We start from the raw sequence: 24181 nt of genomic DNA, 5'->3' as shown, positions 1-24181 counted from the left end.
GCGAGTCAGTTTCGGTTTACGATGGGATTTGCAGAAGTGCACATATCAGCTCCATCTCGTACAAAAACGTGGTGAAAGCTGGGCAAACCGGCCCGAAATCCCGCTTCTCGCATGAAACATGATCATGGTTAACACCCGGTTACCGGCGGTCCCGGAGACCCTGAAACCTATGGCAGCTAGTCAAAATCACGACCCCGCAAAGCGGCGGCGAAATTCCTTCACATAATACTCATGTTTTAGCAAGCCCGCGATTGTCAAGCTTTTGGCTTATTCGCCCTGCCCGCCAAGCAATGTCCGGGCAAGTTCATCCGGCATCCGCCGCGCGCGTCCGTGCTTGTTGATCACCACCACCGTGACGGTCGCCGTCGTCAACAGCACGCCGTTGGCCGAGATCGACTGCTCCAGCACCATGCGCGCACCGGTCACCCTCGCCGTCGTCGTGGTGATCTCCAGAATATCATCCATGCGGGCCGGACGGATGAATTTGAGGTCCATGTGGTGGACCGCAAATGCCAGCCCTTCCTCATCGATCGTGTAAAGCGTGCGCTGCTCGACACCAAGGCAGCGCAGGTAATCGGTGCGGCCGCGTTCGAAAAAATGAAGATAGCGGGCGTGATAGACGACACCTGAAAAATCGGTGTCCTCATAATAGACCCGCTGGCGCAGATGATGTTTTCCGGGTTCGAGCCAGCCGCTCAGATCCGATGTATTTTCACCGCTTTTTTCCGTCATTCCGGACCTCGTTGAAGCGTTTTCGGCTCTCTCCTAATCCAGAGCGGAGCGGCTTCGCAACCGTAAAACCGGCAACGGAAAGGGTCCGGCCTGCGGCATCAGTATCGATTGCGTAAAAAAAACATTGCATTTATGTCATACTGGAGTCGGTTAACATCGAAATTCACTGCATGAGAAAACAGATCGGAGTGGCTCCATGAAAATTGCGGTTATGGGCGGAGACGGGTTCATCGGATGGCCTACGTCGCTGCATCTGTCTGATGCCGGACACGAAATCCATATCATCGACAATCTGTCGCGGCGCTGGATAGACACCGAACTCGGCGTTCAGTCGCTCACCCCGATGGACTCCATTCAGGAGCGCACCCGTATCTGGCACGCCGAAACCGGCCGCCGGATTCATTTTCATCTCATCGACCTCGCCAAGGATTATGAAATCCTGAAGAAGTGGCTGGAGGATGAGAAGCCGGATGCCATCATCCATTTCGCCGAGCAGCGCGCAGCCCCCTACTCGATGAAGTCCGACCGCCACAAGAACTATACGGTCGACAACAATGTGAATGCGACGCACAACCTGTTGAACGCGCTCGTCGAGATCGATCTCGATGCCCATGTCATCCATCTCGGCACCATGGGCGTTTACGGCTATTCGACCGTCGGCGCGGCCATCCCGGAAGGTTATCTGCCGGTCGATATCGAGGCCACGACGGGCGAAAAGGTTTCCCAGGAAATCCTCTACCCTGCCAATCCGGGCTCGATCTACCACATGACCAAGTGCCTGGATCAGCTGCTGTTCGCCTTCTATGCCAAGAATGACGGGCTTCGGATCACCGACCTGCATCAGGGCATCGTCTGGGGCACCCACACCGAACAGACCAAGCGCCACGAACAGCTGATCAACCGCTTCGACTATGACGGTGATTACGGCACGGTGCTGAACCGCTTCCTGATTCAGGCGGCAATCGGCTATCCGCTGACCGTCCACGGCGTCGGCGGCCAGACCCGCGCCTTCATCCATATTCAGGATTCGGTGCGCTGTATCGAACTGGCGCTCAACAATCCGCCGGAGCGCAACAGCCGCGTTGAAATCTTCAACCAGATGACCGAGACCCACCGGGTGCGCGACCTGGCCAAGATGATCTCCGAAATGAGCGGCACCGAAATCGCCTGGCTGCCCAACCCGCGCAAGGAAGCGCCGGAGAACGAACTGATCGTCAAGAACGACAAGTTCCTCTCGCTCGGCCTCAACCCGACGACGCTGAAGGAAGGTCTTCTGGAAGAGATCGTCGACATCGCCAAGAAATATGCCTACCGCGTCGACCGCAAGCGCGTTCCGGCCGTTTCCGCATGGACCAAGGATATTGCCACGACGATCAATCGCGATCCGGAAGGCAAGTCGCTGAAATCGGTTTCGTGATCTGATGACTGATCCTGCAAACGAAGGCGTCCGCCGCAGCGCGGACGCCAAGGCCCCCTTTGCCTTCGTCACACTGGTGACCAACGCCGATTACGCCATGGGCGCGCTGGCGCTGGCGCGGTCGATCTTTCTGACCGGCACGCCTGCCGATGTTGTCGTGCTGCATACCGGCGGCACGCCCGAGGAAAGCCTGAAACAGCTCGAGGATATCGGCTGCCGGCTGATCGGCGTCGACCATCTGCCGTTATCGGAAGCCTTCAATGCCCGCCATGCGCGCCGCGAAGTTCACGACAATGCCCCCTTCACCAAGGGCCGCAAGCCGGACTTCCACACGCCGCTCGACAATTTCTGCAAGATCAGGCTCTGGCAGCTGATCGAATACCACGCCACCGTGTTCATCGATGCCGATGCGATCGTGCTGAAGAATATCGACAAGCTGTTCTTCTACCCGGAATTTTCCGCGGCACCCAATGTCTATGAAAGCGTTGCGGATTTTCACCGGCTGAATTCCGGTGTGTTCGTCGCCCGACCGGACATGGCGACCTATGAGGCCATGCTGGAAGCTCTCGATGCGCCGGAGGCCTTCTGGCGCCGCACCGACCAGACCTTCCTTCAGGAATTCTTTCCTGACTGGCATGGCCTGCCGGTATTCATGAACATGCTGCAATATGTCTGGTTCAACCTGCCGGACCTCTGGAACTGGTCCGATATCGGCGTGCTGCACTACCAGTATGAAAAGCCGTGGGAGGACGACCACCCCCGCGCCGAGACATTGAAACCGCTGATCGATCTCTGGTGGGCCTATTTCGACGGCGACAAGATTCCGGATATCGCAACGCTCGAAAACCCGAAAAAACCGGCATGAAGCACATTCTCGTCAGTGGCGGCACCGGGCTGGCCGGTCGCTATATCGTGGAAGGTTGTCTCGCGGCAGGCCATCAGGTCTCCGTCGCCGGCCGTTCCGCGCCGCCAGACGGGCTGTTTTCGCCTGCCGTTGGCTACAGGCCGCTCGACCTTTCGGCCGAGCGCGTTTCCGACGAACTGTTTGAAGGTATCGACGCATTCGTCCACGCTGCTTTCTCCCATGTGCCGGGTCGCTATCGCGGCGGCGAGGGAGACGATCCGGCCGGTTTTGTGAAGCTGAATGTCAATGGCAGCATTGCCCTGTTCGAGGCTGCCCGGGCGGCCGGGGTGCGGCATTGCGTTTTTCTGTCGAGCCGTGCCGTGTTTGACGGCTACCCTGATGCAACGCCGTTGCCGGAGACCCTTGTGCCCAATCCGGCAAGCCTTTACGGCACCATCAAGTTCGAAACCGAAAAGGCGCTTGCAGCCCTTGCCAGACCCGGCTTCGTGCCGGTGAGCCTGCGCGCCACCGGCATTTACGGCGACCTGTTTCCCAACAAGTGGGAAGCACTTTTCGAAAACTATCTCGCGGGCCGGACGATCGAACCAAGAGCAGGCAGCGAATTGCACGGACGCGATCTTGCGGACGCGGTTCTGGCCGTTCTCGGCGCGCCGATCCCCAAGGTTTCGGGAAAAGCGCTCCACGTCTCCGATATCGTGGTCGACAACCACACGATCCTTGCGCCGCTGAAGGCGGCGCTTGCCTCGCCTCACCCGCTCCCCGCACGCGCCGATCATGACCGCATCAATGTGATGGCGACCAGCCGGCTCAATGCACTTGGCTGGCGCACGGGCGGCATTCCGCTTTTCAGCGCCACGCTGCAAACGCTGGTCGAGGGTTTTCTGGCCCGGCAGGACGGCCGCGAACATTCATGAAATTGATCTGACCGCCGATCAATACTATGTGCGACGTGCTATCGTCCCACACCCCGGGACATCAATGACCAACAGGATTTATCAATGAGCCGCTTTGACCTCATCATATTCGACTGCGACGGCGTTTTGGTCGATTCGGAAATTCTCGCCGCGCAGGTGGAATCGAAACTCCTGACCGGGGCCGGCTATCCGATCACCGCCGGTGAAATCGGCGAACGGTTTGCCGGCATGACTTGGCGCGACATCCTGCTGGCGGTCGAAAAGGAAGCGGCAATTCCGCTTCAGGCAACACTGATCGACGAATCCAAAACGATTCTCGATGAACGTCTGAAACGCGAGCTGCAACCGATCCCCGGCGTAAGAGAGGCCGTGGCCCAGCTTTCCGAACCGCGCTGCATATGCTCCAATTCGAGCGAGGAGCGGATCAGGATGATGCTGACCAAGGTCGGCCTGCGCGACATTTTCGAGCCCAATATCTTTTCCGCAGAAAGCCTTGGCCCCGACCGGGTCAAGCCGAAGCCGGACATCTTCCTGCACGGCGCTGAAAAAATGGGAGCGAAACCGGAAAACACGCTCGTGATCGAGGATTCCGTTCACGGCGTCACCGGCGCAACGGCAGCCGGCATGCGTGTTGTCGGCTTTACCGGCGCATCGCACACCACGCCGAGCCATGCCGACCAGCTGACCGAGGCCGGCGCGGAAACCGTGATCCACCGGATGGAAGACCTGCCGGCGGTGGCAACCGCGCTTCTGGAATGGTCGGACGCCGTTTAACGGCGTCCCAGACTGCTGACAAACCCAAGGACGTGCACGTTGTTACCTCCGTCAGCCGTCCCCACAGGCGTCATGCTCGGACGTGATCCGAGCATCCATTCCACTCAGCCCTTTGACAAGAAAGGGGTTCAAGAAAGCGTACATCGTGTGGCCCTGGATCCTCGGGTCAAGCCCGAGGAAGACCCGGAGTGAGGGGCAGGTTTATCAACAAACCGGGACGCCGTTTAACGGCGCCCGCATCCTCCAGGCTCAGTTAACGCCGACCCTCACGCGGGTATTCTCGCCTGCGGTCGGGGGCACCGGAATATTGTCGGCCTTGAACAGGAACTGCGTCGAAAGCCCCTCGGCGGGCAGCTCGACTTCCTGCGTGATGACCTGATCGTAAAGCGCGACGGAACCGTCAACCAGTTCGACATGTACGGGCACCTTGTAGGTGCCGGGGCTTGCCTTCGGCCCGCCGATCAGGCGGCCGGCAACGGCGACCTGCAGCAACAGCTGATCACCGCTCGGCGCCACAGAGCAGGTGCGTGTATATTCCGACAGGGAAACCTGATAGGCCAGATCGTCGGCATCATCGGAACTCGAAGGCGAATAGATACGCTTGAAGGTCTGATCGTCATCCAGCATGGCCTTCGGGCAGATACGCGAAAGCGCGGTCAGATTGATGCCCGGCGTGATCGGCTGGGCCGGCGCGGGTTCCGGCTCAGGTTCGGTTGTTGAACAGGCCGCGAGCCCGACAAGGGCCAAAGCAGCAGCCAGACGGCGGGTTGTGCGAAATGACACGGCGAGTATTCCTTTCCTCTCTCAAGGGCTTTTCAAGCCCTCCGGCTTTGTTCTATATCAGCGCAAACGCAAGAATTCGATTGTCTGGCATGACCCGCAGCCACGCGCCACGCTTAAAGCCTTCCCGAGACAACCGGTAAGGCCTGAGCGTGCCACAAGCTAGACATTTTACGACACCTGGCAAGCATAAAGGGGCTTTGCGTGGACTATATTTCGACGCGGGGCGATGCTCCGACCCTCGGTTTTTCCGACGCGCTTCTCGCCGGACTGGCATCTGACGGCGGTCTTTACCTGCCGCGCGAATGGCCGCAGATGTCCACAGAAGATATTCGCGCGCTGCGCGGCAAGTCCTATCAGGAAATCGCCTTTATCATCCTCAAGCCGTTTGTCGGCGGCGAAATCCCCGATGACCGCCTGCGCTCGATGATCGACGATGCCTATGCCACCTTCCGGCACGAGGCGGTGACGCCGATTGTCCAGAGCGGGGCAAACCGCTTCACGCTCGAACTGTTCCATGGCTCGACGCTGGCATTCAAGGATGTAGCCATGCAGCTTCTGGCGCGGCTGATGGATTATGCGCTGGAAGCCCGCGGCACACGCGCGACCATCGTCGGCGCAACATCGGGCGATACCGGCGGGGCAGCAATCGATGCCTTTTCGGCAAGCACGCGCACCGACATCTTCATCCTGTTCCCGCACGGCAAGGTCTCGCCGGTCCAGCAGCGGCAGATGACCACGCTTGGCGCGCCGAATGTCCACGCGATTGCCGTCGAAGGGCATTTCGACGACTGCCAGAACCTCGTCAAGGCGATGTTCGCGGACGGCGGCTTTCGCGACGAGGTGAAGCTTTCCGGCGTCAACTCGATCAACTGGGCGCGCATCATGGCGCAGGTGGTCTATTATTTCACCGCCGCCGTCTCGCTCGGAGCGCCCGACCGCGCGGTCGATTTCACCGTCCCGACCGGCAATTTCGGCGATATCTTTGCCGGCTATGTCGCGCGAAAGATCGGGCTGCCCATCGGCCGGCTGGTGATTGCCACCAACGAAAACGACATTCTGGCGCGTGCGCTTGAAAGCGGCCGCTATGAAATGCGCGGCGTCGAGGCAACCACCTCGCCGTCGATGGACATCCAGATCTCGTCCAACTTCGAACGCCTGCTGTTTGAGGCAAGCGCACGCGACGCCGGTTATATCCGCCGGGCCATGGCCGGGCTGAAACAGTCCGGCGCCTTCGACATCGAAGAAGAAACGCTTCAGCATATTCGCGCCGTATTTTCCGCCGGACGCACTAATCAGCAGGATGCCGCAGCCGAGATCGCCCGTACGCTCAAAGAAACCGGCGTCGTGATTGATCCGCACACGGCTGTCGCGATGTCGGTTGCGCGGGCGCATCAGTCTGAAAACCCGATGGTGGTGCTCGCAACAGCGCACCCCGCCAAGTTCCCCGCCGCCGTAAAATCGGCTTGTGGTATTGACCCGGCGCTCCCGGCATGGCTTGCTGGCCTGATGGACAAGGAGGAGCATTTCAGTGTCCTTCCCCCCGAACTCGACGCGGTGGAAGCATTCGTTCGCAACGGATTGAGCACTGGACGCCAATGATAGGAAACAGGATCGCATGACAGTAGAGTACACCCGGCTTCCCTCCGGGCTGACCGTCGTCACCCAGAACATGCCTCATATCCAGAGCGTGGCGATCGGAACCTGGATCAAGTCGGGATCCCGCAACGAACTCCAGAACGAGCACGGCATCGCCCATCTTCTGGAACACATGGCCTTCAAGGGCACCAAGCGCCGGACTGCGCGTCAGATCGCCGAGGAAATCGAGAATGTCGGCGGCGAGGTCAACGCCGCGACCTCGACGGAGACGACCTCCTATTATGCGCGGGTTCTGAAGGACCACTTGCCGCTTGCCGTGGATATCCTCGCCGACATTCTGACCAGTTCGGCCTTTGACGAGGAAGAACTGGCGCGCGAGAAAAACGTCATTCTGCAGGAAATCGGCGCAGCCAACGATATCCCCGACGACGTTGTGTTCGACAATTTTGCCGGTGCAGCCTATCGCGACCAGATGATCGGCCGGCCGATCCTGGGCACGGCGGAAACGGTGATGGCCTTCACGCCGGACGATATTCGCCGCTATCTTGCCCGCAATTATACGACCGACCGAATCTATATCGTGGCAACCGGCGCTGTCGACCATGACGCCTTCGCCCGCCTTGTGGAAGACCGGTTCGCGGCCCTGCCGCAAAAGCCCGCAACACCGCCGCTGGTGGAAGCGGCAAACTATACCGGCGGCGAGGCCCGCGAAACGCGCAGCCTTTCCGACGCGCAGGTGATTCTCGGCTTCGAGGGACCGGCCTATCACGCTCAGGATTTCTACTGCTCGCAGATCCTGGCCAATGTGCTCGGCGGCGGCATGTCATCCAGGCTGTTTCAGGAAGTCCGGGAAATCCGCGGCCTCTGCTATTCGGTCTACGCCTTCCATTGGGGCTTTTCCGATTCGGGCGTTTTCGCCGTGCATGCGGCAACCGGTGGCGACCAGCTGCCTGAACTGGTTCCGGTGATCATCAACGAGTTGCGCGAAGCGGCCGAAAAGGTCGATCCGACGGAAATCGAGCGCGCGCGCGCCCAGATCCGCGCGCAGCTGCTGATGGGACAGGAAAGTGCGGCCGCCCGCGCCGGACAGATCGCCCGCCAGGTGATGCTCTGGGGACGTCCAATCCCCAACGAGGAAATGATGATGCGGATCGAGAACATCACGCCCAGAAGACTGACGGATCTTGCCGGACGCGCGTTCTACGATGCCACGCCGACGCTGTCGGCCGTCGGCCCCATCGAGCAGCTCGCGCCGCTTGACGAGATCGTCGAAAGCCTCGCCTTTCAGGAGAAGGAAACCGCCCCGGCGGGCCTTTGACAGTGTGATGGCGAACGAACGACGCCAATTCGCCCTTATGCCCGGCAACGGCGGTCCTGATGAGTGGAGACAGTCGGTTGTTCGCCTTTCTTGCTGCGCCTAAGGCGCTCAGACGACGCGGTTTCGCCATTCAGTCCGAAACACACCTGCTGCGCCTGCCGCGCGCCTCTGACTTTCAGGCATGGCGGCAATTGCGCATACAAAGCCGCGCCTTCCTGCAGCCATGGGAGCCGCTGTGGAATGTCGACGACATGAGCGCGCGCGCCTTTCGCCGGCGCATCGATCGCCTGAACCGGGATTTCGACGAGGGCACCAGCATTCAGCTGTTCATCTTCCTGAAGGAAACCGACACGCTTGTCGGCGGCATAACCATCGGGCTGATCCGTCGGGGCGTCGCACAAATGTGCACGCTGGGCTACTGGATGGGCGAGCCCTATGCCGGCAAGGGCCACATGTTTGCAGCGCTTCAAATCGTAATTCCATATATCTTTCAGGAGTTGAGCTTGCACCGCATCGAGGCCGCCTGTATCCCCTCAAACAGGCGCAGTGCTTCGCTGCTGCAAAAAGCAGGCTTCACCAAGGAGGGGCATTTGCAAAAATACCTTCGCATCAACGGCCAATGGCAGGATCACCATCTTTATGCCCTGCTCAAAGATGACCATCGCGCCAAACGGAATTGAAGAGCTGAGATGCGAGTGCCCCAGAACCTTTCCCGGTTTTACCGATACGTCCTTGCCACCCTCGCGCTGATACTGGTGTTTCTGTCTGCGCCAGCACAGACATTCGCGGTTGAGCCGGTGGAGGTTTCACGCGGCGATATCGCCATCGACCTGACCAATCAGATCGATCTCTATCCCAACGCAGGCAATGTCCTTCAGATTTCCACGGTTCCCGATGCCAACGGCATCAGACGCCGGATCGAGGTGCGCTCGAGCGATGCGGAGCACCCCGGCGACTGGGCGGTGTTTTCGCTGGCCAATATTTCCGACGAGCAGCTCGAACGCCTGATCGTTGCACCGCATTTCCGCCTGCCCGCCTCCGGGCTGTTCTGGCCCGATCTTGGGTCTTCGCGGATTGCGGCAATCACGCCCTCGGAAGGCTTTGCGCTCAACCGAGTCGCAAGCGACGATGCCGATGTGTTTTCAATCACGCTCAATCCCGGCGCGGTCATCACCTTCGTGGCGGAGCTGAACACGGCGGAACTGCCGCAGCTCTATCTCTGGCAGCCGGACGCCTATAAGGACACGGAAAACGCCTTCACGCTGTATCACGGCGTGGTGCTCGGCATTGCCGGGCTTCTGGCGGTTTTTCTGAGCATCCTGTTTGTGGTGAAGGGAACGACGGTGTTGCCGGCAACGGCAATGCTGGCATGGTCGGTTCTTCTGTTTGTCGCGATCGATTTCAATTTCCTCAACCAGTTGATCCCGCTGTCGCCCGGCGACCTGCGGATATGGCGGGCGAGCGCCGATGTCGCCGTCGCCTTCAGCCTTGTGGTGTTCCTGTTCACCTATCTCAATCTGGCGCGCTGGCATGCCCAGCTTGGCTATGCGGCAGCCGCCTGGGGTGTGCTGCTGATGGCGCTGTTTGCCCTGGCGCTGTTTGATCCGCCGGCAGCGGCCGGCATTGCCCGGATCTCGTTTGCGGCAACCGTGGTCGCCGGCATCGTCCTGATGATCTATCTGAGCCTGCGCCGCTATGACCGGGCCATCCTGCTGATGCCGGCCTGGGCGCTGATTGTCGCCTGGCTGTTTGCTGCCTGGATGACCGTCACCGGCCGCATCGACAACGACATTGTCGAGCCCGCGCTTGCCGGCGGTCTCGTCCTGATCGTGCTGCTGCTCGGCTTTACCGTCATCCAGCATTCCTTCGCCGGCGGGGCCTATCAGCCGGGCCTGTTTTCCGATCTGGAGCGTCAGGCGCTGGCTTTGCTGGGAACGGAGGCGACGGTCTGGGACTGGGATGTGGGGCGTGACCGGATTGTCACCGAACCGGACTTCGCACCGAAACTGGGTCTTTCCCCCGGCGCGCTCAACGGCCCGGCCCGCACCTGGCTGCAATATCTGCATCCCGGTGACCGCGATCGGTTTCGATCGACGCTCGACCTGTTTCTGGAATGGCGACGCGGCCGGCTGAAGCTCGAATTTCGCATTCGCGCCAATGATGGTCATTACCACTGGATGCTGATCCGCGCCCGCCCCGTGCTCAGCACCGATGGCGAAGTGATCCGCTGCGTCGGCACGCTGACGGACCAGACCGACCACAAGGTCAGCACCCAGCGCCTGCTGCAGGATGCCGTTGTCGACAACCTGACAGGGCTTCCCAACCACACCATTCTCATCGACCGGCTGCAATGCCTGGTGACGATGTCGGCAACCGTGCCGGCGATGCAGCCCACCCTGATCGTCGCCGATATCGACCGGTTCCACGATATCAACGAAACGCTCGGTTTTGCCGCCGGTGACAATATCCTGATCGCATTGACACGTCGCATACAGCGCCTGTTGAAGCCGCAGGACACGCTGACACGGCTTTCCGGCAACAGCTTTGCCATCATCCTGCAGTCTCAGACCAATCCCGATGCCGTTGCCGAATTCGCCGATGAACTGGTTGCCGCCATCGATGTGCCGATCACATTCGAAAACCGGGAGATTGCACTGACGGCATCGATCGGCATTGCGTCGTGGCACGACGGCCAGGAATCGGCGGAGACGTTCCTGGAGGATGCACGGCTGGCCATGCAGCGTGCCAAGCGCATGGGCGGCAACACCGTCGAAACCTACCGTCCGGCGCTGCGCATGCTCGATGATGAGCGCAAACGCATGGAAGCCGATCTCGCAAGAGCCATAGACCGCAAGGAAATGTCGGTGTTCTACCGGCCGGTGATGCGCGCCGACAGTCACAAGGTGGCCGGATTCAAGTGCGTGCTCAACTGGAGACACCCCCAGCGCGGCGAAATCTCAACCGGCGAAATCTTCGAGATCAGCCGCGAGGCAGAACGTTCGTCGGAACTGGTGCTCTACACCGTCTGGCAGGCGCTGGAAGACCTTGCCGCATGGCAGCAGGCCCTGCCGAAGGCCCGTCCCTTCGTTTCGATCGAGCTCAATTGTACGGAAATGCTCAGGACCAGTACGCTGATCGAGCTGGAAAGCCTCGTGCGCCAGTCCGAAAACGCGCCGCGACAGGTCGTGTTCTCGATCCCCGAAGAGGTGATCCAGAAGGCTCCGGAACAGGCCAAGCTCGCGCTTCAGTATCTGCGCACCATCGGAACCGGCGTGACGCTGTCGGATTTCGGCAACGGTCAGGGGTCGCTGACGCTACTCAAGGGTTTCCGTTTCGATGCAGCCTACATCGACAATGCGGTCTTCAAACAGAACCAGGAGACCCAGACCGACCTGATCGAGGCTTTCACCAACCTGGCTTCGCGGCTGGGCACGGCTGTGGGCGTTACAGATGTCGGCAGCGAGGTCGACGCGAAGGCCATTGCCGATGCCGGCTGCACCTATGCCAGCGGGCCGCTTTACGGCACGTCCGTGGCAGCGCCCGTCGCACTGCGCCTGCTGAAGGAAGTCGCGGCTGCAGAGGCCTGATAGGCGGGCTGATCGCGCTTTGTGCGCGATAGGCCGTCAGGCGTGCCCGTCGTCCTGCTGCACGATCAACAGGGTGAAAACGAAATCGAGCTTGCGGATGATTTCCGGCGTGAGCACGAAGGGGTAGAAATCCTGCTGCCCCATCGACTTGTGAATGGCATTCATCGCGATGGTCAGCGGAACCCACGAATCCGCCAGCCGCTTGCCGCTTGCACATTTATAGGGATCACCGAGTGGCGCGAGATTGGCATCGTCCACCATCAGCCCGAAAGCCCGTGCCGTTTCCAGCGTATCGACGATATGAAGCGCATGCGCAAAGCTTTCGGCGAAGTCCTCCCAGGGGTGGGTTGAGGCATAGGCGCTGACGAAATTGTCCTGCCAGCCCTGTGGCGGTCCGTTGTCGTAATGGCGCTGCAGCGCGGCCTGATAATCCTCCCGTTCATCGCCGAAAATTTCCCGGTATTCCGAAAGTCGGTCACCGCGGGAAACCAGCCGATCCCAGATATAATGGCCGACCTCATGGCGGAAATGACCGAGCAGCGTGCGATAGGGCTCGTTCATCTGTTTGCGGGCAATTTCGCGGGTGACATCGTCGGCCTCGGCGACACGCAGCGAGATCACGCCGTTGTCGTGGCCGGTCATGGCAGGCTGGAGATTACCGTTCTGGTCGATGGTGTCTTCCAGAAAGTCGAAGACCAGACCATTTTCAGGGTCTTCGGCGCGCGTTGGCGTATCAACGCCCCAGCGCAGCAGGGAGTAGAACAGGTGACGTTCCGCCGCGACAATCCGGCTGAACCGGTTGCGGCCAATCTCGGATGCGGTGTCGGGTATCAGATTGTTGTGCCGGCAGGACGGGCAGAACGCCTCATCGCTGCCTTCCGGTAGAAGCCAGTTGCAGACATTGAATTGGGCATTGGTGCAAAAGCGAAACCGGACCGCCGGATCGTCCGCCTTGTGCCATGTCTGCGCATTCTCCGTCTTCAGCGCATACATAGCGACCGTGGCGGGGTCGAAACCCAGACGATGGCCACAGGCGACACAGACCTCATTGTCAAAATAGACTGCCTGTCCGCAGTGGTCGCACTCGAATAATTTCATCTAAGCCTCACACCTGCAGCCGCCCCCACCGGGCGGCCATCAGCTTCCGGTTAACGGATAGGCCCAGGAAATTGTTTCAGGCATGCCCGACATTGGTCGACAGCGACGACGGGCGCACGCCCATGGAGAAGAGCGCGCGCTCATACTTGCTGTCGAGGTCACGGTCGAACAGCAGGTCTTCGATTGCGGGGCAGGTCAGCCAGTCATTGTTGGCGATCTCGCTTTCCAGCTGCCCGGGCGCCCAGCCGGCATAGCCAAGCACGAGCATGGCCTTGCCCGGCCCTTTGCCGGCGGCCACCGAACGCAGCACGTCAAGCGTGCCGGTCATGAACAGATCGTCGGTAATGGGAATGCTGCCGTCACCGGAATAGTCATCGGAATGCAGAACGAAACCACGGCCGGGTTCCACCGGCCCGCCGCACAGAACCGGAAAATCACCGATCCCCGGCGCATTGAGTTCCGAATGCTCCTCGCCGACAAGATCAAGCTGTTCCAGCACCTCGGGAAAGGTGACCGACTGGGCACGGTTGATGACAAAACCCATCGCGCCCTCTTCGGACTGGGCGCAGATGTAGATCACGCTGCGTTCGAAATCGCTCTCCGCCAGTTGCGGCATGGCGATCAGGAACTGGCCGTCAAACGGGCCGCGCTCACGTTCTGTCATCAGGTTTTCAAACAAGTCGGCCTCCAGCAAGGTGTTTTCGCCGCTTTCAAAATTTATCCTAGGCATGTTCTGAACATGGGGCAAGGTCACGCAATGTTCAAATGAAATTGTCCGAAAAGCGCGCGCCACGCATGGCGGCGGGCGCAAGCCTGCGCTAGATAACGCGCCATGAAACGCTTGTTGCATCATTTTACCATCGCCGCCCTTCTGGCTGCCGCCGCCGTCGCCACGGCCGGACAGGCCTATGCCGCTGCCACGCCATGGGCGGAAGACGCCGGCGGGCGCATGCGCCTTATCGTCAGCCCGCCCGCCGACGATGGCACGATCCAGGCCGCCCTTCAGGTGGAGCCAGAAGACGGGTTCATCACCTATTGGCGCGAGCCGGGCGAAAGCGGGATTCCGCCGCAGATCACCGTTTCGGGCACCGGAAACGCGCATCTTGAAACCATCGAATATCCCGTGCCGAAACGGCTCAGCGTCGCCGGCATGACCGATATGGGCTATGATGCGCCGGTGACCTTCCCGCTGATCCTCAAGACTGATCCCGGCGCGCTCCCGTCATTGAGCGTCAACGCCTTCATCGGTCTTTGCAAGGATATCTGCATCCCCTTCCAGACGACCTTCGACATACCGGCAGACGCCGATGCCTTTGCCGAAACCCCGGTCGACAAGGCCATTCTGGCCGTTGCCCGCACGCGACTTCCCGAACAGCCCTCGGAAGGCTTTCATGCCGATGATGCCATGCTGACCGACAGCGGCATGCGGATTTTGCTCACGCTTCCCAACGGGTCGAGCGAAAGCGAAATCACCCTTGCCAACAGCAACGGCTTCATTGTCGAAGCTGAGGCGCGTCCTTTTGAAGACGGCGGTTTTGTCGTCGACATCCCGCTTTCGGCCTTGCCCGAGGATGCCGATCCGATGGACGGCGACTGGTTGCTTCTGGTCAAATCCGATGGCCGCGCCATGGAAACACCGCTTGTCATCACGCCCTAGCGTCCCTAAGTCGTCATGAGGTCTTTTCAACAAAAGGAAGAGGATTTCAAAATGCCGATTGCCAAGGGAGATGCCCTGCCGTCCGCCACCTTCATGGAACTGACGGAAAACGGGCCGGAGAAAGTCGCAAGCGATGAATTCTTCAAATCGAAGCGGGTCGTGCTGTTTGCCGTTCCGGGCGCTTTCACGCCCACCTGCTCGATCAACCACCTGCCGACCTATCTGGAAAACCGCGATGCCATCCTTTCGCGCGGCGTCGACGAAATCGCTGTGATTGCCGTCAACGATCCTTTCGTGATGGGCGGCTGGGCGAAGGCAACGGGCGGCGAAGGCAAGATCCGTTTCCTTTCGGACCCGGACGGCGCCTTTGCAAAGGCGCTCGGCATGGAACTCGACCTTTCGGGTGGCGGACTGGGCACCCGGTCCAAGCGCTACTCCATGCTGGTCAAGGACGGCGTGGTGGAAGAACTCAATGTCGAGGATAATTCCGGCGAGGCCACCGTCTCCGCAGCGGCCACCATTCTCGGCCAGCTTTGATCCTCTCAGCGCGCCGGATGATATTGCCGCCGGCGCCGGCATCACAATAACGCATGCCCTCTGGCCGGCAGTTTCTGCCGGCCAGTTCATTTCCGGCGTGAACTGATTTAAAGTGCAGCAAACGGTATGGCTGCAATGACGCTGGTATTCTGGAAATCGGTGCGCACCATCAGCACGGCAATCCTTGTCGCGGCACTGGTTGTGACAGCGCCTTTTATCGTGCCGAACGGCTTCGGCGCAGCAAGGCTGCTTGCCGCGTACAACGATCCGGTCACGATCACGGACTATCGGCTCGACCGCCTTTCGCCGGAAACATATGAGGCGGCGATCAGACAGGCCCTGACGGCTGACGATCCCGAGCTTGCCGAAAGCATCATGATCCTTGCCGACAGCCGGGATGTGCGCATTGACGGCGTGTTGCGCGAGCGGACCGAAATCGCGGTTTCGACCGAAAACAGCCTCGGCAACCAGGTATCGGAACTGTTTGAAGGGGCGCTGACGGGTCGTCCCGACAGCACCGCCGGTCTTGTCGGCACGATCGCCACCGATCTGACCACCATTGGCGATGTTCGAGATATCATTGTCGAGGGCGGCGCGTATCTTTCAGGCGAAGACTACGACGCCTTCATCCTCGGCCTGTCGGTGGCGGGCCTTGCCATAACCGGCACTGTGGTTCTGACGGCAGGCTCGACAACACCGGCGAAAGTCGGCGCAAGCGCGCTGAAGGTTGCGGGCAAGACCGGTGCGCTGACACGGCCGCTCAGGCGCGCATTCACCCGCCTTTCACGCCAGGCCGTCAACGCGCCGGCGCTGCGAACGGCCCTGCCACTGCTCAAGCGCGGCAACGTGCCGGCAGCCAGCCGGGCACTGGCCGCCTCGCTCAATACCAAGCCGCTGATGCACATGCAGGATGCCGCCACCGGTGTCGGCAAGGTGATGACCAGACAGGGCCTGCGCGCAGGCACCGACATGCTGAAAATCGCCGATACACCCGCCGACCTCACCAAACTCGGCAAGCTGTCGGCGCGTATCGGAAAACGCTTCCGTGCGGTGCTCTATCTTCTGGGAACCGGCGCCGTGACACTCACCGGCCTTTTTCTGTCTGCGGCAAGCTGGACCGTGTCATTGGCCCTCTGGCTTGCAGGGGCAGCCTATTTCGGCTTCCGCCTGCTGCGGCTTGGATGGCGGATCGCGCTGCTGCCGTTCGGCCGGCTGCTTGTCCGCCTGATTGCGTAAATCTTCAGATCTTCATATCGAAGACGAAAATACCCGACATGCCGCCGGCTGCGGCAGCCACGATCTTTTCCGACACGGCCTTGTGGTCGGGATGGTCGAGATAGGCGTCACGCGCTGCGGCATTCTCGAAGGTCACGGTGAAGCCGTCGACATAGCCGCTGTCCAGCCCTTCCGGCGAAACATTCGGCCCCGCTTTCACATCAACGATCCCGTCCACAACACCCTTCAACGCGGCGATATCGGTGTAGATGGCCTGTTTTTCAGCGACCGTAACTTCCTGTTGAAAACGTATGAAAACACAATGCAAAATCATCACAATCCTCCGGGAAAACGGTCGGGCATCATCCCTCACCGCTGTTTTTTATACGGTTCCATCCCCTGACGCGCCAGTTCGTCGGCGCGTTCGTTCTCTTCATGGCCGGCATGGCCCTTGACCCAGTAGAGCGTGACATCATGACGATTCCGCTCGGCTTCAAGCGCCTGCCAGAGCTCGGCATTCTTGACCGGTTTCTTGGCGGCCGTCTTCCAGCCGTTCTTCTTCCAGCCATGGATCCATTTGCCGATGCCGTCCTTCAGATAGACGCTATCGGTATAAAGCGACACCGCGCAAGGCTGTTTCAGCGCCTTCAACGCTTCAATCGCCGCCATCAGCTCCATACGGTTGTTCGTGGTCTGCGCCTCGCCGCCGCAAAGATCGCGCTCCTTGTCGCCATAGCGCAGCACCGCGCCCCAGCCCCCCGGGCCGGGATTGCCCGAACAGGCCCCGTCGGTAAAGATCTCAACCTTCTTCATGCTCACGACAGCCCGTATTCGCCGGCGCTTTTGACCGAGCGGTGGAAACGGAGATAGCGCAGATATTCAAGCGGATCCTTCTTGACCACCAGCGCGCCTTCCGGCGTCGTCAGCCAGTCATAAAGCCGGGTCAGGAAGAACCGCAGCGCCGAACCGCGCGCCAGAAGCGGCAATGCCTCGATTTCGGCCGCGCTCAGCGGGCGCACGCTCTGATAGCCCTCGATCAACGCTTTCGCCTTTGTGACGTTGAACGAACGGTCCTTTTCGAAACACCAGGCATTCAGGCAGACCGCCAGATCATAGGCGAGGAAATCATTGCAGGCGAAGTAAAAGTCGATCACGCCGGAAAGCGTGTCGCCGATGAAAAACACATTGTCCGGAAACAGATCGGCATGGATAACGCCTTCCGGCAGGTCCACCGGCCAGCGGTCTTCCAGCAGCGCCAGTTCCTCGGAAATTTCGCTCTCGAGCCCCGACTGGACCTCATCGGCGCGGGCCGCCGATTTGTCCCAGAGATCGACCCAGCCTTTCAGCGACAGCGCATTTTCGCGGCGAAGCGGAAAATCCTGCCCGGCGATGTGCATGCGGGCGAGCGCCACGCCAAGTTCGCGGCAGTGGCGTGCTTCCGATTTTCTCAGCCACATGCCCTCGAGAAACGAAATCAGCGCCGCAGGCCGGCCGCAAAGCTGGCCGTAAAGCGCACCATCGGAACGCGGCAACGGCAGCGGGCAGGAAATGCCACGCTCGGCCAGATGCTGCATCAAACCGAGGTAAAACGGCAGATCGTTCTCATCGACGCGCTTTTCATAAAGCGTGAGGATCAGCGGAAACCGGTCCGTGTGCAGGAGAAAATTCGAGTTCTCGACACCTTCGGCGATGCCCTTGAAGGACAGTAGCTCGCCGGTGTCGTAGGCCTGAAGAAAGTCCTTCAGGTCAACCTCGTTGATATCGGTATAGACGGCCAATGCAATTCCTCGATGGAAAATCTGCTGCTGGTTTTCACGATGCCCGCGCCGCTGTCAAGCAAACGCGTGCCGATGAAGAACCGCGAGCCCCAATATTCTTTCCGGCACGCGTCGGCATTGATCGCTCTGGCGACAGGCTACCCCGACAACGGCAAACCGAAAGTCTACCGCCCGTTCACAAAGGCCATGTCCTCGACCGTCAGTTCCATATCGCGCAGTTCGCGATTGACGAGGAAATGCTCGTTTTCGATGGCGGTTTCGGCCAGTTCCAGCCGTGCGTCAAAGCGTGCGCGGAAGGCTTCGATGATCTCGTTGACCACCACTTCCGGGGCCGACGCACCGGCCGAAATGCCAAGCGTGCCGATATTGCCGATGGCTTCGAAATCAAGCTCGGTGGCGCGCTGCACCAGAATGGCATGGCTGGCCCCGGCGCGGCGTGCAACCTCGACCAGACGCCGTGAATTCGATGAATTGGGCGCGCCGACGATGATGAACAGATCGCAGCCGGGGGCTGCGGCAGACACCGCCTCCTGCCGGTTGGTGGTGGCATAGCAGATCGAATCGGCCGCCGGCGCCATCAGCTTGGGAAAACGTTCCTGTAGCTTGGCGATCACCGCCGCCGTGTCCTCGACCGAAAGCGTGGTCTGGGTGACGTAGCCGAGATTGTCCGGATCGGCGGGGGCGTAGTTTTCGGCCTCCTCCACCGTCTCGATCAGCGAGACCGCGCCCTCCGGCAATTGCCCCATCGTGCCGATCACTTCCGGATGGCCGGCATGGCCGATCAGCACCACATGGCGGCCGAGCCGCTGATGGCGCATGGCCTGCTTGTGCACCTTGGAAACCAGCGGACATGTGGCATCGAGATAGAAGAGATTGCGCTTTTCGGCATCGGCAGGCACCGATTTCGGCACGCCGTGGGCCGAAAACACCACCGGCTGTTCGCGGTGTTCGGCCGGGATCTCGTCAAGCTCCTCGACAAAGACCGCGCCCAGAGCCTCCAGCCCCTCGACCACATAGCGATTGTGAACGATCTCGTGGCGCACATAAACGGGCGCGCCATAGCGTTTCAGCGCCAGCACCACGATCTGAATGGCCCGGTCGACGCCCGCGCAAAAGCCGCGCGGCCCGCACAGGCGAATGGTGAGTGGCCCTTTGGTCATGTCCGGCTCTTTCGTATGTTCGTCATTGCGTCGCCTTGCGGCGTTTGTCCCCAAATGGGGCTTCGGCGCGTCAAATCAATCCGGGCAACTGATACCAATGATGACAGTCCTTTGTCCAATGTCCGTTTGCGCCGGATGTGGATGGCAGCACCACAACGGGAATATCGCCGATGCCGACCGGCTGCAGGCCACAGACAATCTTTTTGTCGGCAAAGAAAATCCGCCCCGCATTCACGCTGGTGAACGCCACGAGTTTCGGGCGGCAAGACAACATCTTTTCGCGAAAACCGGACAGGTCGAAATGCTTAGCTGTCAGCGCGCGGTCCATACCGCTTTCGCTCTGGTTCAGGTCGGTCAGCCCGATGCCGTAATCGGCAAGTCGGCGAAAATCAGCGGGCGCGATCTGCTCCGGCGTCAACCCGATCTCGTGCAGAATGCGATAGAAACGATTCGAGGGATTGGCATAGAAAGACCCCGTACGGGCGGAAATCGTGCCCTTGGCGGTTCCGCAGAAAACGATATCGAGACCGGGCGAAAGAAGATCAATCATCACGCCTGCGCCCTTTGAAAACGAGAACCGCAACACCGATGGCAAGCACCGCGGCCAGCCCGTACCAGGTGATGGCGTATTGCAGATGATTGTTCGGAAACGAAATGCGGGTGACGCCCCCGGCCGGCAGGCCGCCGGGATTGGGCGCATCATCGGCATCGATGAAAAAGGGCAGCACCTTCTGCGCATCGAGCCCGGCGGAGGCCGTCATGCTGTCGAGGTCCTTCCAGTAGAAGATATTTTGCGGCACATCGTTTTCAGGCACCAGAAAGGACGGCTTTTCAGAAAGGCGCGCCCGGGCAAGCCCGGTGATCGTCACCGTGCCTTCGACCTGGCCTTGGCCCCGCGTTTCCACCGCCTTCATGTCGAAGGGCACGAAGCCGCGATTGACGAATACGGCGCGTCCGTCTGCAAGCCTCAGCGGCGTATAGACGTAATAGCCGGACTGGCCTTCGAAGGTCGCAAAGAAATGGCGCTCGCCGTCATGCTCGAACCGGCCGCTTACGGTTACCGGGCGGTACTCGATATTGCCGCCTTCGGCCGCAAGCGCCTCGATTTCGGCAAGCGGGACCGGCGGCGCCTGAAGACGGGCTGAAACGGTGGCCAGAAGGTCCTGTTTCCAGTGCAGGCGGCGAACCTGCCAGTTGCCGAGCAGGATCAGGCAGACGAAGGCTGCCAGCGCCAACACCAGACCAATGGCGCGAAGTGGCGACAGTCGCTCAGGCATCGTCGGAGCGGTCGATCACGCCTTCGGCGGCGCTGTGACGATATTGCAGGCCGATCAGAACACCCTTGAAGGCCCGAAGCGCCCCGAGCGACAGGGCACTGGCAACCGGCACCCAGATGAGAGCATGCACCCAGAGCGGCGGCGCATAGGAAATCTCGGTCCACAGCACCAGCGCGATCAACACAAAACCGACGGCCATCATCACGAACACGGCGGGACCATCGCCGGAATCGGCAAAGGCATAGCTGAGACCGCAGTTTTCACACGCGGGCTTCAGCGTCAGAAAACCATCGAACAGTTTTCCCTTGCCGCAATGCGGGCAACGCCCGGCAAGGCCGGAGAGGATCAGATTCACAGGTTCGTGATTGTGTTCGTCTTCAGACATGGCATTGCTCGCCGCCGCCGCAAACCGGCGCGGCGCCTCTTACTGGATGACATCCTGCCATTCTTCATGACGGATGCTGAGCGCCTTGAAGAACGGGCACAAGGGCACGATCTTCCAGCCGCCCGCGCGGGCGGCAGCCACCGCATGTTCGCCAAGAACCTTGCCGTAACCCTGGCCGCGCAGTGCATCCGGCACGCCTGTGTGGTCGATAATCACCAGCTTTTCGGATGCCCGCGAATAGGTCATCTCGGCCTCATGGCCATCCACAACCACGAAATAGCGACCACCCGAAGCGGTCTTTTCTTCCTGAACAGTGATAGCGGCACCTCATGAAAAACGGCCGCCGCTTTTCAGACGGCGGCCGGGTTTGAAAAAATCAGTGACCTGTTTCGGCAAGCGGCGCGCCCCAGCCGCCCCAGATGTAAATCGTGAAGAACAGGAACAGCCAGACGACATCGACGAAATGCCAGTACCAGGCCGCCGCCTCGAGACCGAAATGCTGCTCCGGCGTGAACGCACCGCGCGCCGCACGCACAAGGCAGACGATCAGGAAAATCGTGCCGACGACCACGTGGAAACCGTGAAAGCCGGTCGCCATGAAGAAGGTTGCGCCATAGATCGAGTTCTTGAAGGCGAACGGCGCCTCGTAATATTCGTAGGCCTGAACGCCGGTGAACAGCAGCCCCAGAACGACCGTCAGCGTCAGCCCCTGGATCAGCCCCTTGCGGTCGCCATGCAGCAGCGCATGGTGAGCCCAGGTCAGCGTGGTGCCGGAAAGCAACAGGATCACAGTGTTGTAAAGCGGGAAATGCCAGGGATCGACGACCGCGATCCCCTCCGGCGGCCATGTCCCCCCCGTGGCTTCGACACGGGCCGCCTGGATCGCCTCTCCGGTGAACAGGCTGGCATCGAAGAACGCCCAGAACCATGCCACGAAGAACATCACCTCCGAGGCGATGAACATGATCATGCCGTAGCGCAGATGCAGCGAGACCACCGGCGTGTGATGGCCCTCCTGCCCCTCCTTGATCGTATCCGACCACCAGCCGTGAAGCACGTAGACAACGACGACCAGACCGATGAGCAACAGCCAGGGCTGGGCCAGTTCCAGACCCAGGATCTTGAACGAGCCGCCGCTGAGATAGCGCATATAGCCGACACCGCCGAAAGCCATCAGGAACACGCCGATGGAGGCGACCAGCGGCCACGGGCTCGGGTCGATGATATGGTAGTCGTGATTTTTGTGTTGCGTCTCCGCCATGGATGGTCCCCGTTTCCTCTCCCTTTGCAGCATAAGGGCCGAATTTGCTGCCTGAATCAATCCCTGCGGATGACAATCCGCAAATCGGCCGCAAACCGACCGCAAACCGGACAGCGGCTCAGCTCTTTCTGCCGGCCGTATCGGTTTTCAGCGCCGCCGCTTGGTCGGAAGCGGGCTTTTCATGCTCGAAAAATGTATAGGACAGGGTCAACACCCTGATATCCTTGGTCTCCTCCGCCTCCACGATTGCCGGATCGACGAAAAAAACGACCGGCATTTCCAGCGTTTCACCCGGCTGCAACGTGGTTTCTGTGAAGCAGAAACATTCAACCTTGTTGAAATAGGCGCCGGCCTGCAGAGGCGTCACATTGAAGATCGCCTGACCGTTGACCGGCTCGCGCGAACTGTTGTGCGCCTTGAACATGACCTGCACGGTTTCACCGATCTTCGGCGACACGGAAGGCTGAACCGGCTTGAACTCCCAGTCGAGCCCCGGCGCGACATTGGCATCGAAGGTGACCTTGATGCGTTTGTCGAGAACGACGCTGGAATATTGGTCGACCTGTTGCGCGGTCCCGTTATAGCCGGTCACCTGACAGAAGATGCGGTAGAGCGGCACGGCGGCAAAGCTCATGCCGGTCATGCCGACCACGAAAACAAGGCACATCAACACGATGGCGCCGTTATTGCGTGGTCGCTGTTTCCCCTCCCCTGTCATCGTGCACGCCTCCTCAGACCGCTGCGAACTTGACCATGGTAATGATATAGAACAGCGCGACAAGACCGAACAGCAGCACGCCGAGCGCGATATTGCGGCCGCGCCGGGCTTTTCTCTGCTTGTCGGTCAGCTTGACTGTCTCGATCATGAACACCTCAACCGAAAATCATGAAAACGGCGCGATCGGCAATCAGCGCCGCGAAGATCGCAAACAGATAGATGATCGAGAACCCGAACATCTTTCTCGCCGGCAGCATCCGTTCGTCACCTTCCGGCATCGCCCGCACCTTCAGCGAGGCGAACACGAAATAGGTGCCCATCGCCCCAGCGAACACCGCATAGAAGGGGCTGGCAAGGCCGGTCAGCGCGGGCGCAACGCCGGCAAATGCCGTCAGCGCCGCATAGACCACCATCTGGTTCTTGGTCGATTTTTCGCCGGCAACATTCGGCATCATCGGGATGCCGACATCGTCATAATCGCCCATCTTGTAGAGCGCCAGCGCCCAGAAATGCGCCGGGGTCCACAGAAAGGTGATCGAAAACAGAATGATGCTGTCGAGCGAAATGCTCCCGGTCATCGCCGCCCAGCCGATCATCGGCGGAAACGCGCCGGCGGCCCCGCCGATCACGATATTCTGCGGCGTCGAACGCTTCAGCCACATCGTGTAGAACACGGCATAGTACAGGATCGTGAACGCCAGCAGGCCGGCGGCAAACCAGTTAATCGCAAGACCAAGCGTCGCAACAGAAAAGCAGGAAAGCGTAATGCCGAAGGCAAGCGCTTCCTGACGGGTCACCCGTCCGCTCGGGATCGGCCGTTTCACGGTGCGCGACATCACAGCATCAATATCGGAATCATACCACATGTTGAGCGCACCGGACGCACCCGCGCCTGTGGCGATGCACAGGATGGCGATGGCACCCATGACCGGATTGATCGAACCGGGGGCCAGGAAAAGCCCGGCAAAGGCGGTAAACACCACCAGCGACATCACACGCGGTTTCAGCAGTGCGAAATAATCGCGCGCCGTCGCCTCCGAAAGTCCGATATCGGTATGCGCCAGACCGGTCTCGCTGTCCAATACTGTCATGATCTGCTCTGTCTCACT

Annotated in this window: 27 protein-coding genes; 11 read left to right on the top strand and 16 right to left on the bottom strand. The window is 60.3% G+C overall.

Going from position 1 to position 24181, the window contains the following annotated elements; all coding sequences use genetic code 11:
* Window positions 1–267: 267 nt before the first annotated feature.
* Window positions 268–732: a tol-pal system-associated acyl-CoA thioesterase gene (gene ybgC / locus ACHZCU_RS15875; protein WP_106302162.1), complete on the bottom strand. Its 465-nt coding sequence runs from the start codon at window positions 730–732 to the stop codon at window positions 268–270.
* A 196-nt stretch (window positions 733–928) separates the two neighbouring features.
* Here ybgC and ACHZCU_RS15870 point away from each other — a divergent pair, with 196 nt between their 5' ends.
* The 4 genes from ACHZCU_RS15870 to ACHZCU_RS15855 all read left to right on the top strand — a co-directional run bounded on the left by ACHZCU_RS15870 (window position 929) and on the right by ACHZCU_RS15855 (window position 4702).
* The gene (locus ACHZCU_RS15870) at window positions 929–2149 is read left to right on the top strand and encodes an NAD-dependent epimerase/dehydratase family protein (RefSeq protein WP_106301514.1); all 1221 of its coding nucleotides are present in this window, start codon (window positions 929–931) and stop codon (window positions 2147–2149) included.
* Window positions 2150–2153: 4 nt separating this feature from the next.
* Window positions 2154–3014: a glycosyltransferase gene (locus tag ACHZCU_RS15865; protein ID WP_319519527.1), complete on the top strand. Its 861-nt coding sequence runs from the start codon at window positions 2154–2156 to the stop codon at window positions 3012–3014.
* On the top strand, window positions 3011–3928 hold the full coding sequence (locus ACHZCU_RS15860; protein WP_319519526.1) for an NAD(P)-dependent oxidoreductase: 918 nt from the start codon (window positions 3011–3013) through the stop codon (window positions 3926–3928). The genes ACHZCU_RS15865 and ACHZCU_RS15860 overlap by 4 nt, the downstream gene beginning before the upstream one ends.
* Before the next feature lie 84 nt (window positions 3929–4012).
* Window positions 4013–4702 (top strand): HAD family phosphatase, encoded by a 690-nt coding sequence (locus ACHZCU_RS15855; RefSeq protein ID WP_319519525.1) that lies wholly within the window; start codon window positions 4013–4015, stop codon window positions 4700–4702.
* 249 nt (window positions 4703–4951) lie between these two features.
* Here the strand turns inward: ACHZCU_RS15855 and ACHZCU_RS15850 are convergent, their stop codons facing one another.
* A complete protein-coding gene (locus ACHZCU_RS15850) occupies window positions 4952–5485 on the bottom strand; it encodes a hypothetical protein (protein ID WP_106301526.1) in 534 nt (177 codons plus the stop codon).
* A 201-nt stretch (window positions 5486–5686) separates the two neighbouring features.
* On the opposite strand from ACHZCU_RS15850, the gene thrC reads away from it, so the two are divergent.
* The 4 genes from thrC (at window position 5687) to ACHZCU_RS15830 (ending at window position 11986) form a co-directional block, all read left to right on the top strand.
* On the top strand, window positions 5687–7084 hold the full coding sequence (thrC, locus tag ACHZCU_RS15845) for a threonine synthase (RefSeq protein WP_319519524.1): 1398 nt from the start codon (window positions 5687–5689) through the stop codon (window positions 7082–7084).
* Window positions 7085–7100: 16 nt separating this feature from the next.
* On the top strand, window positions 7101–8399 hold the full coding sequence (locus ACHZCU_RS15840; RefSeq protein ID WP_319519523.1) for a pitrilysin family protein: 1299 nt from the start codon (window positions 7101–7103) through the stop codon (window positions 8397–8399).
* A gap of 77 nt (window positions 8400–8476) precedes the next feature.
* Entirely contained in the window at window positions 8477–9079 is a 603-nt protein-coding gene (locus ACHZCU_RS15835) for a GNAT family protein (protein ID WP_319519522.1), read from the top strand.
* 9 nt (window positions 9080–9088) lie between these two features.
* Complete coding sequence (locus tag ACHZCU_RS15830; RefSeq protein ID WP_106301538.1) at window positions 9089–11986, top strand: EAL domain-containing protein; 2898 nt, start codon at window positions 9089–9091, stop codon at window positions 11984–11986.
* Window positions 11987–12022: 36 nt separating this feature from the next.
* Here the strand turns inward: ACHZCU_RS15830 and ACHZCU_RS15825 are convergent, their stop codons facing one another.
* Window positions 12023–13084, bottom strand: coding sequence for a putative zinc-binding peptidase (locus tag ACHZCU_RS15825; RefSeq protein WP_319519521.1), 1062 nt, complete (start codon window positions 13082–13084; stop codon window positions 12023–12025).
* Between the two features lie 76 nt (window positions 13085–13160).
* Window positions 13161–13748: a YqgE/AlgH family protein gene (locus ACHZCU_RS15820; protein WP_319519520.1), complete on the bottom strand. Its 588-nt coding sequence runs from the start codon at window positions 13746–13748 to the stop codon at window positions 13161–13163.
* Window positions 13749–13916: 168 nt separating this feature from the next.
* On the opposite strand from ACHZCU_RS15820, the gene ACHZCU_RS15815 reads away from it, so the two are divergent.
* The 3 genes from ACHZCU_RS15815 (at window position 13917) to ACHZCU_RS15805 (ending at window position 16514) form a co-directional block, all read left to right on the top strand.
* Complete coding sequence (locus ACHZCU_RS15815; RefSeq protein WP_319519519.1) at window positions 13917–14741, top strand: protein-disulfide reductase DsbD domain-containing protein; 825 nt, start codon at window positions 13917–13919, stop codon at window positions 14739–14741.
* A gap of 51 nt (window positions 14742–14792) precedes the next feature.
* Window positions 14793–15278 (top strand): peroxiredoxin, encoded by a 486-nt coding sequence (locus tag ACHZCU_RS15810; RefSeq protein ID WP_106301550.1) that lies wholly within the window; start codon window positions 14793–14795, stop codon window positions 15276–15278.
* Between the two features lie 126 nt (window positions 15279–15404).
* Window positions 15405–16514, top strand: a complete 1110-nt coding sequence (locus ACHZCU_RS15805; protein WP_319519518.1) for a hypothetical protein — start codon at window positions 15405–15407, stop codon at window positions 16512–16514.
* Window positions 16515–16518: 4 nt separating this feature from the next.
* Here the strand turns inward: ACHZCU_RS15805 and ACHZCU_RS15800 are convergent, their stop codons facing one another.
* From ACHZCU_RS15800 to ACHZCU_RS15745, 12 genes are all read right to left on the bottom strand, one after another.
* On the bottom strand, window positions 16519–16827 hold the full coding sequence (locus ACHZCU_RS15800; RefSeq protein WP_106301556.1) for a Dabb family protein: 309 nt from the start codon (window positions 16825–16827) through the stop codon (window positions 16519–16521).
* 35 nt (window positions 16828–16862) lie between these two features.
* Window positions 16863–17306 (bottom strand): ribonuclease HI, encoded by a 444-nt coding sequence (gene rnhA / locus ACHZCU_RS15795; protein ID WP_319519517.1) that lies wholly within the window; start codon window positions 17304–17306, stop codon window positions 16863–16865.
* Between the two features lie 2 nt (window positions 17307–17308).
* Window positions 17309–18271: a homoserine kinase gene (locus ACHZCU_RS15790; protein WP_319519516.1), complete on the bottom strand. Its 963-nt coding sequence runs from the start codon at window positions 18269–18271 to the stop codon at window positions 17309–17311.
* Between the two features lie 164 nt (window positions 18272–18435).
* Window positions 18436–19431, bottom strand: a complete 996-nt coding sequence (gene ispH / locus ACHZCU_RS15785; RefSeq protein ID WP_319519515.1) for a 4-hydroxy-3-methylbut-2-enyl diphosphate reductase — start codon at window positions 19429–19431, stop codon at window positions 18436–18438.
* 70 nt (window positions 19432–19501) lie between these two features.
* The gene (locus ACHZCU_RS15780) at window positions 19502–19981 is read right to left on the bottom strand and encodes a mismatch-specific DNA-glycosylase (protein WP_319519514.1); all 480 of its coding nucleotides are present in this window, start codon (window positions 19979–19981) and stop codon (window positions 19502–19504) included.
* On the bottom strand, window positions 19974–20708 hold the full coding sequence (locus tag ACHZCU_RS15775; RefSeq protein WP_319519513.1) for an SURF1 family protein: 735 nt from the start codon (window positions 20706–20708) through the stop codon (window positions 19974–19976). The genes ACHZCU_RS15780 and ACHZCU_RS15775 overlap by 8 nt, the downstream gene beginning before the upstream one ends.
* Window positions 20701–21093, bottom strand: a complete 393-nt coding sequence (locus tag ACHZCU_RS15770) for a DUF983 domain-containing protein (RefSeq protein ID WP_319519512.1) — start codon at window positions 21091–21093, stop codon at window positions 20701–20703. The genes ACHZCU_RS15775 and ACHZCU_RS15770 overlap by 8 nt, the downstream gene beginning before the upstream one ends.
* Window positions 21094–21132: 39 nt before the next feature.
* On the bottom strand, window positions 21133–21411 hold the full coding sequence (locus ACHZCU_RS15765; protein WP_106301575.1) for a GNAT family N-acetyltransferase: 279 nt from the start codon (window positions 21409–21411) through the stop codon (window positions 21133–21135).
* Between the two features lie 58 nt (window positions 21412–21469).
* Window positions 21470–22354 carry a cytochrome c oxidase subunit 3 gene (locus tag ACHZCU_RS15760; protein ID WP_319519511.1) on the bottom strand — a complete coding sequence of 295 codons (885 nt, stop codon included), beginning with the start codon at window positions 22352–22354 and terminating at the stop codon, window positions 21470–21472.
* A gap of 118 nt (window positions 22355–22472) precedes the next feature.
* Window positions 22473–23072 carry a cytochrome c oxidase assembly protein gene (locus ACHZCU_RS15755; protein ID WP_319519510.1) on the bottom strand — a complete coding sequence of 200 codons (600 nt, stop codon included), beginning with the start codon at window positions 23070–23072 and terminating at the stop codon, window positions 22473–22475.
* A gap of 13 nt (window positions 23073–23085) precedes the next feature.
* Window positions 23086–23220, bottom strand: a complete 135-nt coding sequence (locus ACHZCU_RS15750) for a hypothetical protein (protein WP_319519509.1) — start codon at window positions 23218–23220, stop codon at window positions 23086–23088.
* A gap of 7 nt (window positions 23221–23227) precedes the next feature.
* Window positions 23228–24163 carry a heme o synthase gene (locus tag ACHZCU_RS15745; RefSeq protein ID WP_319519508.1) on the bottom strand — a complete coding sequence of 312 codons (936 nt, stop codon included), beginning with the start codon at window positions 24161–24163 and terminating at the stop codon, window positions 23228–23230.
* Window positions 24164–24181 lie beyond the last annotated feature (18 nt).

Origin of the sequence: uncultured Martelella sp. (genome assembly GCF_963677965.2) — a bacterium.
GTDB classification, from domain to species: Bacteria; Pseudomonadota; Alphaproteobacteria; order Rhizobiales; family Rhizobiaceae; genus Martelella; species Martelella mangrovi.
This window is presented reverse-complemented; position numbering and strand designations above follow the sequence as displayed.